The sequence below is a fragment of the Pantoea sp. ANP04 genome, assembly GCF_041982285.1.
Classification (GTDB): domain Bacteria; phylum Pseudomonadota; class Gammaproteobacteria; order Enterobacterales; family Enterobacteriaceae; genus Pantoea; species Pantoea eucalypti.
Genome location: NZ_JAUTYS010000002.1, coordinates 385,250 through 400,883 on the forward strand (window position 1 = coordinate 385,250; position 15,634 = coordinate 400,883).

The window sequence follows — 15,634 nt, forward strand, 5'->3', positions numbered from 1 at the left end:
CTGTGTTGACTATAACGTTCAGCCAGAGTGCACCCTATCGCTGTTTTTGATTTCTGTAATACCGATCACACATTGGTGCAAACGGGCTGGAGCGCAGCACCTGTTCCGCGTAGCTTATGGCTCAAATGCGATACGTTATTCACTCTTCACATGCATGATAAATCCTTATTCAGCGTGTGTCTGAAAAAAGAACAACAGCAAATGACAGCTAAAAATGTCATACCTTCACACGAGGCCAGCAATGAAAATTAAAATCAGCGTTACGCTACTCCTGTCAGCATTGATGCTTAATCAATCCGTCTGGGCCGCTCAGCAACTTACCGTCTGGGAAGACATTAAAAAGTCAGACGGCATTAAAACGGCGATCGCCGATTTTCAGAAACAGTTTGGCGTTGAAGTGAAAGTACAGGAGATGCCGTTTGCACAGCAGATCGAAAAGCTGCGCCTGGATGGTCCGGCAGGCATCGGACCCGATGTGCTGGTGATCCCCAACGACCAGCTTGGCAGCGCAGTCGTGCAGGGCCTGCTGGCACCACTGAAAATCGACATGGCAGAACAGAGCGCCTACACCCCGTCAGCGATGGCGGCTTTTACTCAGAACAACGTGGTCTATGGTGTCCCCAAGGCGGTTGAAACGCTGGTGCTGATCTACAACAAAGATCTTTTGCCTGCGCCGCTGAAAACCCTGGATGAGTATCGTGTGTTCTCGCAGAAGCAGCGCGAGGCAAAACAGTATGGCCTGCTCGCGAAGTTTGACCAGATTTACTACAGCTGGGGCGTGATGGCGCCAATGGGGTCTTACATCTTTGGCAAAGACGCTAAAGGCGCGGTTAACACTAAAGATATCGGGCTGAACACGCCAGGCAGCGTGGAGGCGGTGACTTACCTCAAGCGCTTCTTCAGCGAAGGATTACTGCCAGGCGGCATCATGGGCGACAACGGCCTGAACGCTATCGACTCCCTGTTTACCGAGAAGAAAGCGGCGGCGGTGATTAACGGGCCATGGGCGTTCCAGCCCTATCAGGCTGCCGGTATCAACTATGGCGTGGCACCGCTGCCATTACTGCCCAACGGCAAGCCAATGAGCTCCTTCCTGGGTGTAAAAGGCTATGTGGTGTCCACCTGGAGTAAAGATCAGGCGCTGGCGCAGAAATTCCTCACCTTTATTAACCAGCCGCAGTATGTGAAAGAGCGCTATCAGAAAACGCAGGAGATCCCGCCCGTTACAGCATTGATGAACGATCCGATTATTAAAAATGATGAGAAGGCCAATGCGGTCGCAGTGCAGGCGGCACGTGCGTCAGCCATGCCAGGCGTACCAGAGATGCAGGAAGTGTGGGGGCCGGCCAATGCGGCGCTGGAGCTGAGCGTTTCAGGCAAGCAGGAGCCAAAAGCGGCGCTGGATAACGCGGTGAAGCAGATCACCATGCAGATTGAAGCGATGCAGGCCAGCAACCAGTAATGCGGGTTCGCGGGATAACCGTACAGGATAAGGATCAGAGTGTGGCTATATCTTCCGATGAACATCTGGTGACGGCTAAGCCGCCGCGTCGTCATGCGACCACCGGTGCGCTGCTGGCACTGCTGCCTGGCTTTGGCCAGTTTTACCACCGCCAGTGGGCGAAAGGGTTGTGCTTTCTGATTCTGCTCAGCAGCTTTACCGGCGTCTTCCACGATTTTCTGCGTGAAGGATTCTGGGGGCTGTATACGCTGGGTGAATCAGTTCCGCGCGATAACTCCATTTTCCTGCTGGCTGAGGGGATTATCAGCGTGCTGATTGCCGCTTTCGGCGTCGCGGTATGGGGCGTGTCTGTGCGCGATGCGTGGGTCAATGGCGCCAGGCGCGACAGGGGCCAGCAGCTTAACAGCGTGCGACAGCAGTATCAGTTACTGCTGCGCGACGGCTTCCCGTATCTGATGATTTCGCCGGGCTTTATTCTGCTGGTATTCGTGGTGGTGTTTCCGATTCTGTTTGGTTTCGCCATCGCCTTCACCAACTACAACCTCTATCACACGCCCCCGGCGAAGCTGGTGGACTGGGTGGGGTTCAAAAACTTCATCAACATTTTCACGCTGTCGATCTGGCGCTCCACGTTCTTTGACGTGCTGCAATGGACGGTGGTCTGGACATTGCTGGCGACGACGCTGCAGTGCACCGTGGGCGTGATGCTGGCGATTCTGGTCAATCAGAAAGACCTGCGCTTTAAACCGCTGATCCGCACCATCTTTATCCTGCCGTGGGCGGTGCCGGGCTTTGTCACCATTCTGGTTTTCGCAGGGATGTTCAACGACAGCTTTGGGGTGATCAACAACGCCATTCTCGACTTCTTTGGCATCGCCCCTAAAGCCTGGATGACCGATCCGTTCTGGACCAAAACGGCGCTGATCATGATGCAGACCTGGCTGGGCTTCCCGTTTGTGTTTGCGATGACAACCGGCGTCCTGCAGGCGATCCCGGATGACCTTTATGAGGCCGCCATCATGGACGGCGCCAGTGCCTGGACGCGGCTGAAAACTATCACGCTGCCGCTGGTACTCTACGCCATTGCGCCGATCATCATCACGCAATACACCTTCAACTTTAATAATTTCAACATCATCTATCTGTTTAACAACGGCGGTCCGGCCGTGGCGGGGTCGAATGCCGGCGGAACCGATATCCTGGTGTCATGGATTTACAAGCTCACCATGTCGTCGTCGCAATATGCGATTGCCGCCACTATCACCATTTTGCTGTCGATTTTCGTGGTAGGTCTGGCGCTGTGGCAGTTCCGCGCGACCCGGTCATTCAAACAAGATGAGATGGCGTAAGGAAGCAAGTATGGCGAAGTCCGGCAGTATTAAACGCGAAAGGTGGATACGCCTGTCGCTGACCTGGCTGGTGGTGCTGGCCGTCTCGACCATCATTATTTATCCGCTGGTCTGGACGGTAGGCGCATCACTGAATGCAGGTAACAGCCTGCTCAGCAGTTCAATCATTCCGGAGAATGCGTCGCTGCAGCACTACCGCGACCTGTTCAATGGCACGGTGCCGTATATGACGTGGTACTGGAACTCGATGAAAATCAGTTTTCTGACCATGGTGCTGACGTTGATCAGCGTCAGCTGTACCGCCTACGCCTTTTCCCGTTTTCGGTTTAAGGGGCGGCAGAACGGCCTGATGCTGTTTCTGCTGCTGCAGATGATCCCGCAGTTTTCGGCGCTGATCGCCATTTTCGTCTTGTCGCAGCTGCTGGGATTAATCAACAGCCATCTGGCGCTGGTGTTGATCTATGTCGGCGGGATGATCCCGATGAACACCTATCTGATGAAGGGCTATCTCGACTCGATTCCCAAAGATCTGGATGAGTCGGCGCGCATGGACGGGGCGGGCAACTTCCGCATCTTCGTGGAGATCATCATGCCACTGTCGAAGCCGATTCTGGCGGTGGTGGCGCTGTTCTCTTTCACCGGGCCGCTGGGTGATTTTATTCTCTCCAGCACCATTCTGCGTACGCCGGAGCAGTTCACGCTGCCCATTGGCCTCTATAACCTGGTGTCACAAAAAATGGGTGCCAGTTACACCACTTATGCAGCTGGCGCGGTGCTGATCGCCGTGCCGGTCGCGGTGTTCTATCTGGCCCTGCAGAAATACTTCGTTTCCGGCCTCGCCTCAGGCAGTACTAAAGGATAAATCATGACGCCAAAAACATTGATTCTCGCCCTGGCACTGGCCTGGGCGACACCGCTGCTCGCCGCCGATCAGCCTGTCATCGCTTCCGCCGGGCCATGGCCAGCTGATTTTATCAAGGGCGCAGATATCTCTTCGCTGGCTGAACTGGAGAAGCAGGGTGCGAAATTCTACAACGCAGACAACCAGCAGCAGGATGCCATCGCCATCCTGAAAGCCAGTGGTATCAACACCATCCGGTTGCGACTGTGGGTCGATCCCACTGACGGCAGCGGTCATACCTACGGCGGTGGCGGCAACGATCTGGCGACCACGCTGGCGCTGGCGAAGCGGGTCAAAGCGGCGGGACTGAAGCTGCTGCTCGATATTCACTACAGTGATTTCTGGACCGATCCCGGCAAGCAGTTCAAGCCCAAAGCCTGGCAGTCGCTGACCTTTCCGCAGCTGGAAACCCAGGTGCATGACTACACACGCGACACCATCGCCCGCTTTAAAGCGGAAGGTGTAATGCCGGATATCGTGCAGATTGGTAACGAACTTAACGGCGGCATGCTCTGGCCAGAAGGTAAGAGCTGGGGCCAGAACGGCGGCGAGTTTGATCGGCTGGCGGGTCTGCTAAAGGCCGGTATCAGCGGTTTGCGCGAGAACCTCAGCGATCCGCATCAGGTGAAGATCATGCTGCATCTGGCCGAGGGCACGAAAAATGACACTTTCCGCTGGTGGTTCGATGAAATCGTTAAGCGTGATGTCCCGTTCGATGTGATTGGTCTGTCGATGTACACCTACTGGAACGGTCCTGTCAGCGCTCTGAAAGCCAACATGGATGATATCTCCCGGCGCTACAACAAGGATGTCATGGTGGTGGAGGCCGCCTACGGCTACACGCTGGAAAACTGTGACAATGCTGAAAACAGCTTCCAGGCCAAAGAGGAGAAAGCAGGTGGCTACCCCGGCAGCGTCGCGGGTCAGGCGGCATACCTGCATGACCTGATTAAGGCGGTGCTGGCGGTGCCGGACCATCGCGGCAAGGGCGTGGTCTATTGGGAGCCCGCGTGGATCCCCGCACCAGGCAATACCTGGGCTACACCTGCTGGCATGAAATATATCCACGACGAATGGAAACAGGGAAACGCCCGCGAAAACCAGGCGCTGTTTGACTGTCACGGCAAGGCACTGCCTTCGCTGCAGGTTTTTCATTAACGCTTAGCGCTAACGCTAATGTCTTCCTCTGAGGAACAGGTATGAATAAATTTCCCCCGCTCAGCGCCCGGGTTAACCGGCTGCTGCATGGTGCTGACTACAATCCGGAACAGTGGGCGCATCAGCCGGGTATCATTAATGACGACGTTGAAATGATGAAGCAGGCGAACTGTAACGTCATGTCGGTGGGTATTTTCAGTTGGGCGAAGCTGGAGCCGGAAGAAGGCCGCTATGAATTTGGCTGGCTGGATGAGGTCATCGACACGCTGTGGCTGCAAGGCATTTCGGTATTTCTTGCAACACCCAGCGGGGCACGTCCGGCCTGGATGTCGCAGGCCTATCCTGAGGTACTGCGCACAGGGCGCGATCGCGTTCCGGCGTTGCATGGCGGCCGCCATAACCATTGCATGACCTCGCCGGTTTATCGTCAGAAAGTGCAGGCGATGAACAGCAGGCTGGCGGCGCGTTATGCGCACCATCCGGCGGTGATCGGCTGGCACATTTCCAATGAATATGGTGGTGAATGTCACTGCGATCGTTGTCAGGAGGCCTTTCGCGGCTGGCTGCAGCGCCGTTATGAGACGCTGGAGGCGCTGAATCTGGCCTGGTGGAGCGACTTCTGGAGTCACACGTACAGCGACTGGTCACAGATTGTGTCGCCTGCGCCACAGGGTGAGATGTCGATTCATGGCCTGAATCTGGACTGGCGGCGGTTTATGACCGATCAGGTGACTGACTTCTGTCGTGAGGAGATTAAACCGCTGAAGCAGGCCAATCCCGATCTGCCTGCGACCACCAATTTTATGGAATATTTCTACGACTACGATTACTGGAAGCTGGCACCGGCGCTCGATTTTATCTCCTGGGATAGCTACCCGATGTGGCACAACGAGAAAGATGAGACCACCCTCGCCTGCTATACCGCGATGTATCACGATTTGATGCGCACCCTCAAGCAGGGCAAGCCGTTTGTGCTGATGGAGTCGACACCGGGTGCGACCAACTGGCAGCCGACCAGCAAGCTAAAGAAGCCGGGTATGCATATTCTCTCTTCACTGCAGGCGGTCGCCCACGGTGCGGACGCGGTGCAATATTTCCAGTGGCGCAAGAGCCGGGGTTCGGTCGAGAAGTTTCATGGCGCAGTTATCGATCATGTCGGTCATCTGGATACGCGCACCGGTCGTGAAGTGAGTGAACTGGGCCGGATGCTGGCCGCTATGACGCCTGTAATGGGGAGCCGGGTCGAGGCGCGTGTTGCCATTATTTTCGACTGGGAAAGTCGCTGGGCAATGGACAACGCGCAGGGGCCGCGCAATCTGGGTCTGCATTACGAGCGCACGGTAAACGAGCATTATCGGGCGTTCTGGGAGCAGGGTGTTGCGGTAGATGTGATTAATGGCGACAGCGATTTCAGTGGTTACGATCTGGTGATTGCACCAATGCTCTATATGGTGCGCGATGGTTTCGCGGCGCGTGCAGAGCAGCATGTTGATCGGGGCGGGCATTTCGTGGCCAGTTACTGGAGTGGCATCGTCAATGAGAGTGACCTTTGTTATCCAGGCGGTTTCCCGGGTCCATTGCGGCCGCTGCTCGGTATCTGGTCAGAAGAGATCGACAGCCTGACCGACGAGGAGTTTAACGGCGTGCGCGGTGTGCGCGGCAATGAGCTGGGGTTGAGCGGACCTTATCAGGCCAGAGAGCTTTGTGAACATATTCATCTGGAGGGTGCGACTGCGCTGGCCAGTTACGATAGTGATTTTTATGCCGGCACCCCGGCGGTGACGATGAATCGGGTCGGTCAGGGTAAAGCCTGGTATATCGCATCGCGTAACGATCTGTCATTCCATCGGGATTTTTATGGCGCATTGATTAAGCAACTGGGTTTACCGCGTGCACTGGCGGGCGAGTTGCCGCCGGGCGTGGTGGTTCAGCGCCGAACTGACGGTGAGCAGGCGTTTCTGTTTGTGCAGAACTTTACCGCTCAGACGCAGCAGCTGTCGTTGCCCGCCGGGCTGAGTGATTTGGTGGATGGCATGAGTGTTGGGGGATCGCTGACGCTGGGGCCGTGGGGGTGCAGAGTGTTGAGCGGACCTATGGCGCAGGGAGCGGTATAACCGGAGGCAGTAAGCGGTCAGGGGCAAATTTAGTGGCGGTGGCAGGCCGTTTGAGCACAGGCGCAGAGGACCAGCGCCCTGGGCAAAGACACAAAAGATGCCGCCCCTGTCCGCTCAACACAGGCTATTACGCACCTCATCCCTGAGGTGCGTCCGTTACCGCTCCAACGCGTTGCGTTGTTCAGAAACGCTCCCGGCGTTATTCTCCATGGCCCGTGATGCTTTGCTACAGGCACTGGCTCCCATCGCTTATGGTTTTGGCCTTGCCTGTACTAAGGTCTGAATTTAACTGTTAATAGGGAGCCGGTTTTTTAGAGGCTGCTAACAGGATAGATGCAGGAAGCGTGTATATTCAGTGAGCGTTCCCAGGCATGTCCCCCGCGTTTTCATTAATCAGTCGTGAGTGGCGGGCCATTGCCCGCCTTTTTTATTATCTGAAGGAGAACAACATGTTGAGTCTGAAATCGTTTAAGCAATATTTCAGTCGGCAGCCGCTGACGGTGGAAGAGCTTGAGGTAGACAGCGCACTACTGGAGCGTCTGGTGAACTGTTTTGGCGGGCGTGAGAATATTCAGCAGGTTGACGCCTGTTTAACCCGGCTACGGGTAAAAGTAACGTCGCTGAAGGCAGTTGATACGGCGGGATTACAGAAAGCGGGGGCGATTGGCGTGGTGATCCTGGGGCATGAGGTACATGCAATCTTTGGTAAGCAGTCTGACCAGTTGCGTCAGTTGCTGGAAGAACGTTTCTTTAAGCCAGAGCAATAAACCGCTGTAAAAATATGATGCAAAAAAATGGATAACCGTCGCCGGTTATCCAAATAAGCCCCTGCATAAGAGCTTAACAATGATCACAATGAGGAGACTGCTCTGTTACCACCAGGCTTCGACCTGTACGCCGAAGTTCCAGGTGTTGTTACTGGTGTTGTCTTTGAAGCTGTGTCCGTCTTCTGAATCATTCAGGTAAGAAGCAAACAGACGTAGCTCCGGACGAGACATAAATTCGGGACCGGCTGCCAGACCCAGCGCCAGCGTATATTTCTGTCCCGCCGCTTTATAGTCGCTGCCCACTTTATTCTCATCTTTCTGCCAGAAACTGCCGACTTCGCCGATACCACGGACATACTGTGTGAACTGATACTGTCCACGCCCCACCAGCGACAGCAGCGTACTTTTGCTGGTCTGCGCGGTGATATCATCGGCTGAGCCCCAGGTGAAGACCTGATTCAGGGAGAATTTATCGGTTATCGGCAGCAGGCCGGTATTGATCACGCGATAGCCGGTGGCATTGCTGGTATCGTTCCACATGTCATACCAGCCGCCGCCCTGCGAGATCATGTTTTGTGCCAGGCCTTTGTTGGCATACTGGAACACCAGTTTCTGATAGCCACCCCACATATCCTGACTGATCTCACTGGTGAGCATAACGCCGTTATCCGCGTCATACAGGCCACCATATTCTTTCTGTTTGTTCGTGGTGTTCGGCATGGCGTAGTCAACACCAAACTCGGTCCAGGCACCGCTCCAGGGTTTCCAGCCGGCATAGCGAAGGTCGAGGTAGTTAATGTTGACGTCGTTATCGCCATCCACGCGGTAATCCACATCATTGGCGTCGCCACGAATCCACGCAAACGAGATAGCGCCCGGACCCAGGGTGTAGTTTTCGATACCGGCACCTGAACCAGAAATATTCCAGTATTTGGTATCAATGATGTGCAGATCGTGACGCTGGTAGTAGCGTTTGCCGCCCCAGATCACGGCATCTTTGTCTCCCGGCACCAGTCCTTTTATCTGCAGGTTCAGCTGACGCAAACCAAACTGCGCATCATCGCCGAAGGTGGTTTCGTTATCGTTTGAGCCGTCGGAGAACATGCTGACCATGGTGTCGACATAGAAACTCACGTCGTCCTTTTTGTAGACCTCGCTGCCCAGCTCAACCTCGCCATAGGTGTCGGCTTCGTTGCCAAGACGGCCAACCTTGTTTTTTTGATACTCATCAATACCGCCATCCTGCGATACGCCCACGCCACCACGCAGATAGCCATGGAAATCAATGTTGTCGATAGCGGCATAGAGTGTCGGGGAGGTCAGGGCCGCAGCAAGCGCCACAGCAGCAGTACGTAACCTTGTTTCCATGTTATCCTCAATTATTATTTGTAATACGTTCACATGACAGCGGCAGTAAACGTCTTTTGTCAGATGAGTGACAAATAAAATCGCGATAATGTGTGACGTACTGCAAATAAAGCGGCGCTATTTGTAACGATTAGTGAATTGGATCACCAAATTTTACTATGTGAAGGTATTACTTTTACTTTTTATTCCCGCAATGTGACTGCGGCAGCCTGGCTGTCACTGCGGCTGTGATACCATGCCGACTTCGGTCATCAGGGATGCGAATTATGAAATCAAAAAATGCCACCTTAGAGGATGTCGCCCGTCATGCTGGCGTGTCGTATCAGACGGTTTCACGGGTTTTGAATAAGTCGGCAAATGTCTCGGAATCAACGCGGCGCAAGGTGGAGCACTCCATTGAGACCCTGCGTTACGTGCCTAACAGACTGGCGCAGCAGCTGGTGGGTAAGCAGAGCACCACGCTTGGTCTGGTGACAACATCGCTCGCCCTGCATGCGCCTTCTCAGGTGGCCGCCGCCGTTAAACGTTATGCAAATGCTGCGGACTATCAGGTACTGATTGCGATGATTGATGAGAACGTCAACCAAAGCCTGCAGGACTGTATCAATGAACTGAAGTCTCAGCGGGTGGATAAAGTCATTATCAACGTCCCGCTGGAGAGTGCTGACGCAGAACAGGTCGTGGAGGAGAATCAGGACATACTCTGTCTGTTCCTGGATGTTGATCCCTACAGTTCGGTGTTTAACGTTTCGTTTAACCCGGCTGACGGTACTCGCGCCAGCGTCAAATATTTGTATGAGCAGGGGCATCGCGAATTCGCGCTGCTGGCCGGGCCTGAGCAGTCGGTCTCTGCCAATCTGCGGTTGAAGAGCTGGCTGGATACGCTGGAAAGTTATCGTCTGAAGCCGGTCAGTGTCAGCCACGGCAATTGGGATGCGCAGAGTGGTTATAACGGTGTATTGCAACTGTTGCGGGAAGCGCCGGAATTCAGCGCGCTGCTCGTGGGCAATGACCAGATGGCGCTGGGTGTGCTGAGCGCACTGCATCAGCGCGGCGTGGCGGTGCCGGGGCAAATTTCGGTGATTGGCTACGACGACACCTATGAAAGCGCCTTCTTCCATCCGGCGTTAACCACGGTATCGCTGGATCTGGATTTACAGGGTAAAGAAGCGGTGTCGCGTCTGTTGTTAGCCAGTGAAGAGGATGATCAGCGTTCCTCTTCCATTCTGCCAGCAAAACTGGTGGTGCGCAGTTCAACCGGTAGCGCCGGGCAGCAGCAGCGGGATTTAAAGCAGATTGCCGAACAGTTGCGGCTGATCGCCAGCCGGCTTGAGTAACCCGACAATTACTGAAGATAAAAAAGCACAAGAACGCACCGCTGCTATGCTCAGATCAGGATAATTATTCTGAATGTCGGACAGATTGCCCGATTATCTGATGCTGTCGTGACGTGCATTCTGATTCGCGCTAAGGCACTCCGATACATTCAGCCCGATTTCATTGGCTTCAGGGAGTGACATTATGTTGTGGCTCGAACAGGGACTTTACCTTCGGATTGAGGAGTTAGCGCATGGCCCCAGGCCGCTGCCGCTTTCGAGTGGTTTTACGCCCCAGACGGCTTATCGGGCGCTGGGCTGTTTTAACCCCTCTGAAACTTCAGATGCTTACTACATTCTTTCAAATGACCGCGATGAAATATGGTTTATCTGTAATCGTCATCTGAGAACCGTTTTTCTTGATGCCAGTAACACCGCATTTCGGGTAAAGATGCAGGAGTCAGCAGAAAGTCTGCCGGTGCTCTCCGCCGCGCCCGAGGGTCATAACATCTCTTTTGAGCGCTCAGTCTGATTTCGCTGTCTGCGAACCATGACGCACCAGAAATATAAAAGCCGCCATTGCTGGCGGCCCTGATGACATCTGTAAAAGCGTGACCTGTAAATCTAAGGGTCGCGCTTTTTAATTTTCGGTTGCCGTCTTTATCGCCGGTCGCTGTGGCAGTACGACCATGCAGGTGATAATGATCAGTGCCAGTGTCAGCGAGGCACCGTATCGACTCAGCGCCAGTCCACCTGCGGCAAGGGGTTTATCCAGAAAGTCGCCAACAACGGCACCTAAAGGTCGGGTCAGAATAAAGGCTGCCCAGAAAAGCGCTGTGCGGGAAAGTGACGTAAAGCGACTGGCAGCCCAGATAATAGCAAGTGCCCCAACAAACAGCAGGATCCCGCCATCGTAACCCAACCCTTCGGTGTCTGCCGTCCAGTCACCCAATGCTGTGCCCAGTGTTTGTGAGAACATAATGGTGACCCAGTAAAAACACTCCGTGACCCCATTGTTGACTGAGCTTACTGCGACTGTGCCGCAGGTGATTTTCCACAGGAACAGAGAGAGAACCAGTAGTGTGCTCAGTAGCAGCGTGCCCCCTGGATAGCCAATGTTAAGCGAGCGATCGGCAAAGTCTGCCATCGTCGTGCCAACTGTGGTTGTGGCGACCACGGTGAACCAGTAAATCCATTTATTGAAGTTGTGACGGTTAATCTGCACCACCACCGCGACCAGGAAGATGATGGCAAATATCAGTGTCCCGGTCAGATAACCCAGATTCATCGACATGGTCACTGCATCACCACCGGTTTCACCCAGGGTTGTCGCTGCAATTTTGATTAACCAGAAAGCCGCGGTGACGGCCGGAACTTTGCTTAGGGAGTGAGAGGCTGTGTTGTTATTTTGCATGAGGTCGTGCTCCGGAAAAGCCCAACATGGGCTAATATCGCAGCGATTCTATGAGATTAATCTTAAGAAAATGTTAAGCTGAAGGAATGAAAAAGATTTCCCTAACAGGATTTTTAACGTGGCGTGAATCGGGAAGGGCGTTTTGAAATGAGACCTGAATTTCAGATGAAGTGCCCACATCACAATGTAATCACATGTTATTTTTTATCCGGACGGAAAGCTGGTTTTCGTGACTGGATGCGGGTAGTCAGACAGGCGCAAATAAAACTCTCTGACAAACATCCATCTATAAGCAATAAAATTAAAGAATCACAGCGCGCCAGCACAGTGTCTCAGATTACCGTCAATCTCCTGTTGTGAATGCCGTAAGGGCCAGCCAGAGTGACTAATCCCTGTTACAGGAGGAAAGGAACGGTGCTGGCGGCGTAAAGGTTTTCAGATAAGCTGACCTCCAGCGTTTCAGTCCCTGATATATCAGGGATGTGACTAAAGATTCTGTCCCGATGCGCCGATATACTCAGGCTGATACTTCTGACACTGCATACTGTCATGGACGTTTTCGCAGACTCATAGGGAAAGGGTGACTCAAAAACGGTAGCCGCAGTGGCGCCGGTTTAAGCCAGTGTTTATGGCGGGTATTTTTGCAATGATAAACCTGTTCACAGGCCTGTTTTAGATGCAGGCGGGGACTTACGGTTATAATCAGGTGTGTAGCGACGAGTATTGCGCACAGTTAATATCGTCAGCAACATCGGAGTCGGCCACCATGAACATAATGATCAAACCCTCTTTTACCGCTGTTTGGTCTACTGACGCCCAGGGTATCTGCATCACCAGTCAGGCAAGCCCGGCGGGTATGATGCCTGAACTGAAAGGCGTGACGCTGAGTTCATGGCTGAGGCTGGCGCAGGCTGACGATGATGCGAAAGTTGCGCAGAAACTGACTGCAGCGCTGGAAGAACTCACGCCTTTTCATATCGAAGTGCCTATTCATTGTCTGGACGGTAAGACGCGCCGTGTCCTTTTGTCTGGCCTGCCGGATTCCCTCCCTGGGCGATCTCATCTGCAATATAACGGCTTCATTCTTGATGTCACCGGACAGCGTAAAGCGCTGGAGGATGCGCTGCGCACGGCGGCAGAATATCGTCTGTTAATTGAAAACAGCACCGATCTTATTGCCCATTGCGATGCGGAAGGCCGCTACGTGTCGATCTCACCTTCTTATAGCGAAATGATTGGCTGGACCGCCGAAGAGGTGGTGGGCAGGTTAGTGCTGGATTTCCTGCATCCCGACGATCATGACGCTGCCACTGAAACACTCTCATGCATCTTTAGCGGGGGAGTATGGCCGGATGTGGTGGAAGTGCGCAAACTGCATCGTGACGGTCACTACATCAATCTGGGCACCAAAGCCTGTGGCGTCACTAATCCTAATACGGGAAAAAACATTGGTGCCGTACTGGTGTCGCGCGACATCACGCGAGACAAAGAGCGGATGCGTGATCTTGAGAAGCTGGCGACCCTGGACACGCTGACCGGCCTGCATAACCGCGCCTGGATCATTGAGAAAGTGGGCGGCATGCTGTCTCAGGTGGAGGATCAGGCCTACACCACAGTGATGTTTATTGATCTTAACGGCTTTAAGGCGGTAAATGATCTGATGGGGCACGCGACGGGCGATGCGCTATTGCAACAGGTGAGTCAACGGCTGCAACGCTGCATGCGTCCCGGAGATTCCGTAGCGCGACTGGGCGGCGATGAGTTTGTCGTGGCAGCGAAGTGTCATAATCGCGAAACCGCATCTGCTATTGCTCAGCGTATTATTGACAGTCTGCAGGCGCCATTTGCTATTAATAATATGGATGTGCGCATCGGCGCAGCGATCGGTATCAGTCTTGCCCGCTTCGGCACGGTATCGGCCAAAATGTTATTCGAAAATGCGGATAAGGCGATGTATCAGGCCAAAGCACGGCGTGATGGTTCTTACCAGTTTTTTGAGTCAGCAGCGCCTTAGCCAATCAGCAAGCTGGCGGGGAACGCTCTCTGAATACTCTATTTCTCCTGCTCCGGCGAACAATCATCTTACAGTGTCATCACAGCGGTCATAACGCCGTCAAGCCTGGCTGATTAACCTCATTCCTGTCAGACACTATGCCCGTTCTCTCCTGTTATCCGGGAGAAGGCCAGATCGATATCATGCCCGTCGTGTGCCATCGAATCTGCCTGCCGGATTCGCCTCACGGGTATGCTGCCGTGAACGGCTTTCATTGAAGCTATACACTCCTCCTTTTCCAGCCACTCTTCTCAATGGTGTAATAATCAAGCTTTTAGCCGTGAATGTTTCCAGGTTATTTCATTTTCCTGTCATTTTCATTCTTCACGCTGTGCGTTTTCCTTCATGGATTTTAGAAATATGAAAATAAAAGCGATATCTCTGGTTACCAGTTGTGTGCTCTCTTTATCCACATTCGCGGCGCAGCCGCAGGTGGAACGCTACATCGTCAGTTTTCCGGAAGGAACGCGTGTCAGTTACAACGGCGCGTTCGCCAGTGCATTTCCTCAGGGGTTGCCAGTGGGCATTGGCTCCGGTTTGTTATTTACAGGCAAGGAAGGGGATGCGCTGACATTTGAAACGGTCACCGATCGCGGACCGAATGCTGATTCGCCTGATGTGGGTAAGAAAGAGTCAAAAATCTTTGTCACGCCAGACTTCGCGCCACTGCTGATGAGAATTCGGGTTCAGAACGGCAAAGCTCAGGCCACGGATGCCCGACCGTTGCATGACAATAAAGGCAGTATTAATGGATTGCCGTTACAGAATGACGTCATCGGGTCAACTAATGAAATCGCGCTAAGCGATACGTTGAAAGTGCTGCATGGCGATAATCGCGGTCTGGATACAGAAAGCATTACGCCCGATGGAAAGGGCGGGTATTGGCTCTGTGATGAATATGGCCCGTTCCTGATTAACGTTGATGAGCGTGGCACTATTCTGGCCATTCACGGACCGCAGGCCGCAGAGGGAGAGAAAGCTCTGGCGGGTGGTCTGCCGAATATTCTCAAATGGCGTCAGCCAAATCGCGGCTTTGAAGGGATCACCCGCATGCCGGATGGGCGCATCATCGCCGCAGTACAAAGCACGCTGGATATTGACGGTAAAAGTAAAAAGCAGGCGCGATTTACGCGTCTGGTGAGCTTTGATCCGGCGACCGGGAAAACCGCGATGTATGGCTACCCCATCGACAGTGGGGTTTACAGTAAAAACAGTGACGCAAAAATTGGCGATATTGTGGCGATAGACAATCAGCATATCCTGTTGATTGAGCAAGGCAGCGACAAAAACGACACAATGCGCAACCTTATCTACAAGGTCGATCTCAGCCCGGCTACCGATCTTACAGCCTTTGATAAGCCGGGCGACTATCCGGAATTTAATGACGAGAAAGCGCTGGCGCAGCGCGGTATTAAGCTGGCCGATAAAACCCTGGTGGCCGATTTACGTCAACTCGGCTGGCAGCAGGAGAAGGCTGAAGGACTGGCGCTTATCGACAGGAAAACGCTCGCGATCGCCAATGACAATGACTTCGGCGTGAAAGCGGTCATGCAAAATCCGGTTAAAGGTAAGAAGCGTAAAGATTATCAGGTGACCGGGCAGGGGACGCTCACGATTGATGATAAGCCCGTGGCAACGACCATTGGCCTGAAACCCTTAGAGAAACCTGAATCGGACAGCGAGTTGTGGATTATTACGCTGGCAGAGCCGCTGCAATAAACGCTTTGCTCAC

General features: G+C 53.6%; 12 protein-coding genes. 10 read left to right on the forward strand and 2 right to left on the reverse strand.

Annotated features, from left to right (window positions below; genetic code table 11):
- Positions 1 to 241 precede the first annotated feature (241 nt).
- The 6 genes from Q7C21_RS04270 to Q7C21_RS04295 all read left to right on the forward strand — a co-directional run bounded on the left by Q7C21_RS04270 (position 242) and on the right by Q7C21_RS04295 (position 7,751).
- Positions 242 to 1,462, forward strand: a complete 1,221-nt coding sequence (locus Q7C21_RS04270; RefSeq protein WP_140915959.1) for an extracellular solute-binding protein — start codon at positions 242 to 244, stop codon at positions 1,460 to 1,462.
- Positions 1,462 to 2,811 (forward strand): carbohydrate ABC transporter permease, encoded by a 1,350-nt coding sequence (locus tag Q7C21_RS04275; RefSeq protein ID WP_373681462.1) that lies wholly within the window; start codon positions 1,462 to 1,464, stop codon positions 2,809 to 2,811. Before Q7C21_RS04270 ends, Q7C21_RS04275 begins: the two co-directional genes overlap by 1 nt.
- A gap of 10 nt (positions 2,812 to 2,821) precedes the next feature.
- Positions 2,822 to 3,673: a sugar ABC transporter permease gene (locus tag Q7C21_RS04280; protein WP_003851665.1), complete on the forward strand. Its 852-nt coding sequence runs from the start codon at positions 2,822 to 2,824 to the stop codon at positions 3,671 to 3,673.
- Positions 3,674 to 3,676: 3 nt separating this feature from the next.
- A complete protein-coding gene (locus tag Q7C21_RS04285; RefSeq protein ID WP_105099661.1) occupies positions 3,677 to 4,870 on the forward strand; it encodes a glycosyl hydrolase 53 family protein in 1,194 nt (397 codons plus the stop codon).
- Between the two features lie 41 nt (positions 4,871 to 4,911).
- Entirely contained in the window at positions 4,912 to 6,984 is a 2,073-nt protein-coding gene (locus tag Q7C21_RS04290) for a beta-galactosidase (RefSeq protein WP_105099662.1), read from the forward strand.
- Between the two features lie 449 nt (positions 6,985 to 7,433).
- The gene (locus Q7C21_RS04295; protein ID WP_003851663.1) at positions 7,434 to 7,751 is read left to right on the forward strand and encodes a glucose PTS transporter subunit EIIB; all 318 of its coding nucleotides are present in this window, start codon (positions 7,434 to 7,436) and stop codon (positions 7,749 to 7,751) included.
- Between the two features lie 105 nt (positions 7,752 to 7,856).
- On the opposite strand, the gene Q7C21_RS04300 is transcribed toward Q7C21_RS04295, so the two are convergent.
- Entirely contained in the window at positions 7,857 to 9,119 is a 1,263-nt protein-coding gene (locus Q7C21_RS04300) for a maltoporin (protein ID WP_375150439.1), read from the reverse strand.
- 266 nt (positions 9,120 to 9,385) lie between these two features.
- Here Q7C21_RS04300 and Q7C21_RS04305 point away from each other — a divergent pair, with 266 nt between their 5' ends.
- Together Q7C21_RS04305 and Q7C21_RS04310 are read left to right on the forward strand one after the other, a co-directional pair.
- Positions 9,386 to 10,456, forward strand: coding sequence for a LacI family DNA-binding transcriptional regulator (locus tag Q7C21_RS04305; RefSeq protein WP_003851659.1), 1,071 nt, complete (start codon positions 9,386 to 9,388; stop codon positions 10,454 to 10,456).
- Between the two features lie 184 nt (positions 10,457 to 10,640).
- Entirely contained in the window at positions 10,641 to 10,967 is a 327-nt protein-coding gene (locus tag Q7C21_RS04310; RefSeq protein ID WP_110411843.1) for a hypothetical protein, read from the forward strand.
- Positions 10,968 to 11,075: 108 nt separating this feature from the next.
- On the opposite strand, the gene Q7C21_RS04315 is transcribed toward Q7C21_RS04310, so the two are convergent.
- A complete protein-coding gene (locus Q7C21_RS04315; protein ID WP_003851656.1) occupies positions 11,076 to 11,849 on the reverse strand; it encodes a membrane protein in 774 nt (257 codons plus the stop codon).
- 766 nt (positions 11,850 to 12,615) lie between these two features.
- Between Q7C21_RS04315 and Q7C21_RS04320 the strand changes: the two genes are divergently transcribed.
- Together Q7C21_RS04320 and Q7C21_RS04325 are read left to right on the forward strand one after the other, a co-directional pair.
- Positions 12,616 to 13,863 (forward strand): diguanylate cyclase domain-containing protein, encoded by a 1,248-nt coding sequence (locus Q7C21_RS04320; protein ID WP_375150440.1) that lies wholly within the window; start codon positions 12,616 to 12,618, stop codon positions 13,861 to 13,863.
- A 399-nt stretch (positions 13,864 to 14,262) separates the two neighbouring features.
- Entirely contained in the window at positions 14,263 to 15,621 is a 1,359-nt protein-coding gene (locus Q7C21_RS04325) for an esterase-like activity of phytase family protein (RefSeq protein ID WP_008924775.1), read from the forward strand.
- The last annotated feature ends 13 nt before the right edge of the window (positions 15,622 to 15,634 follow it).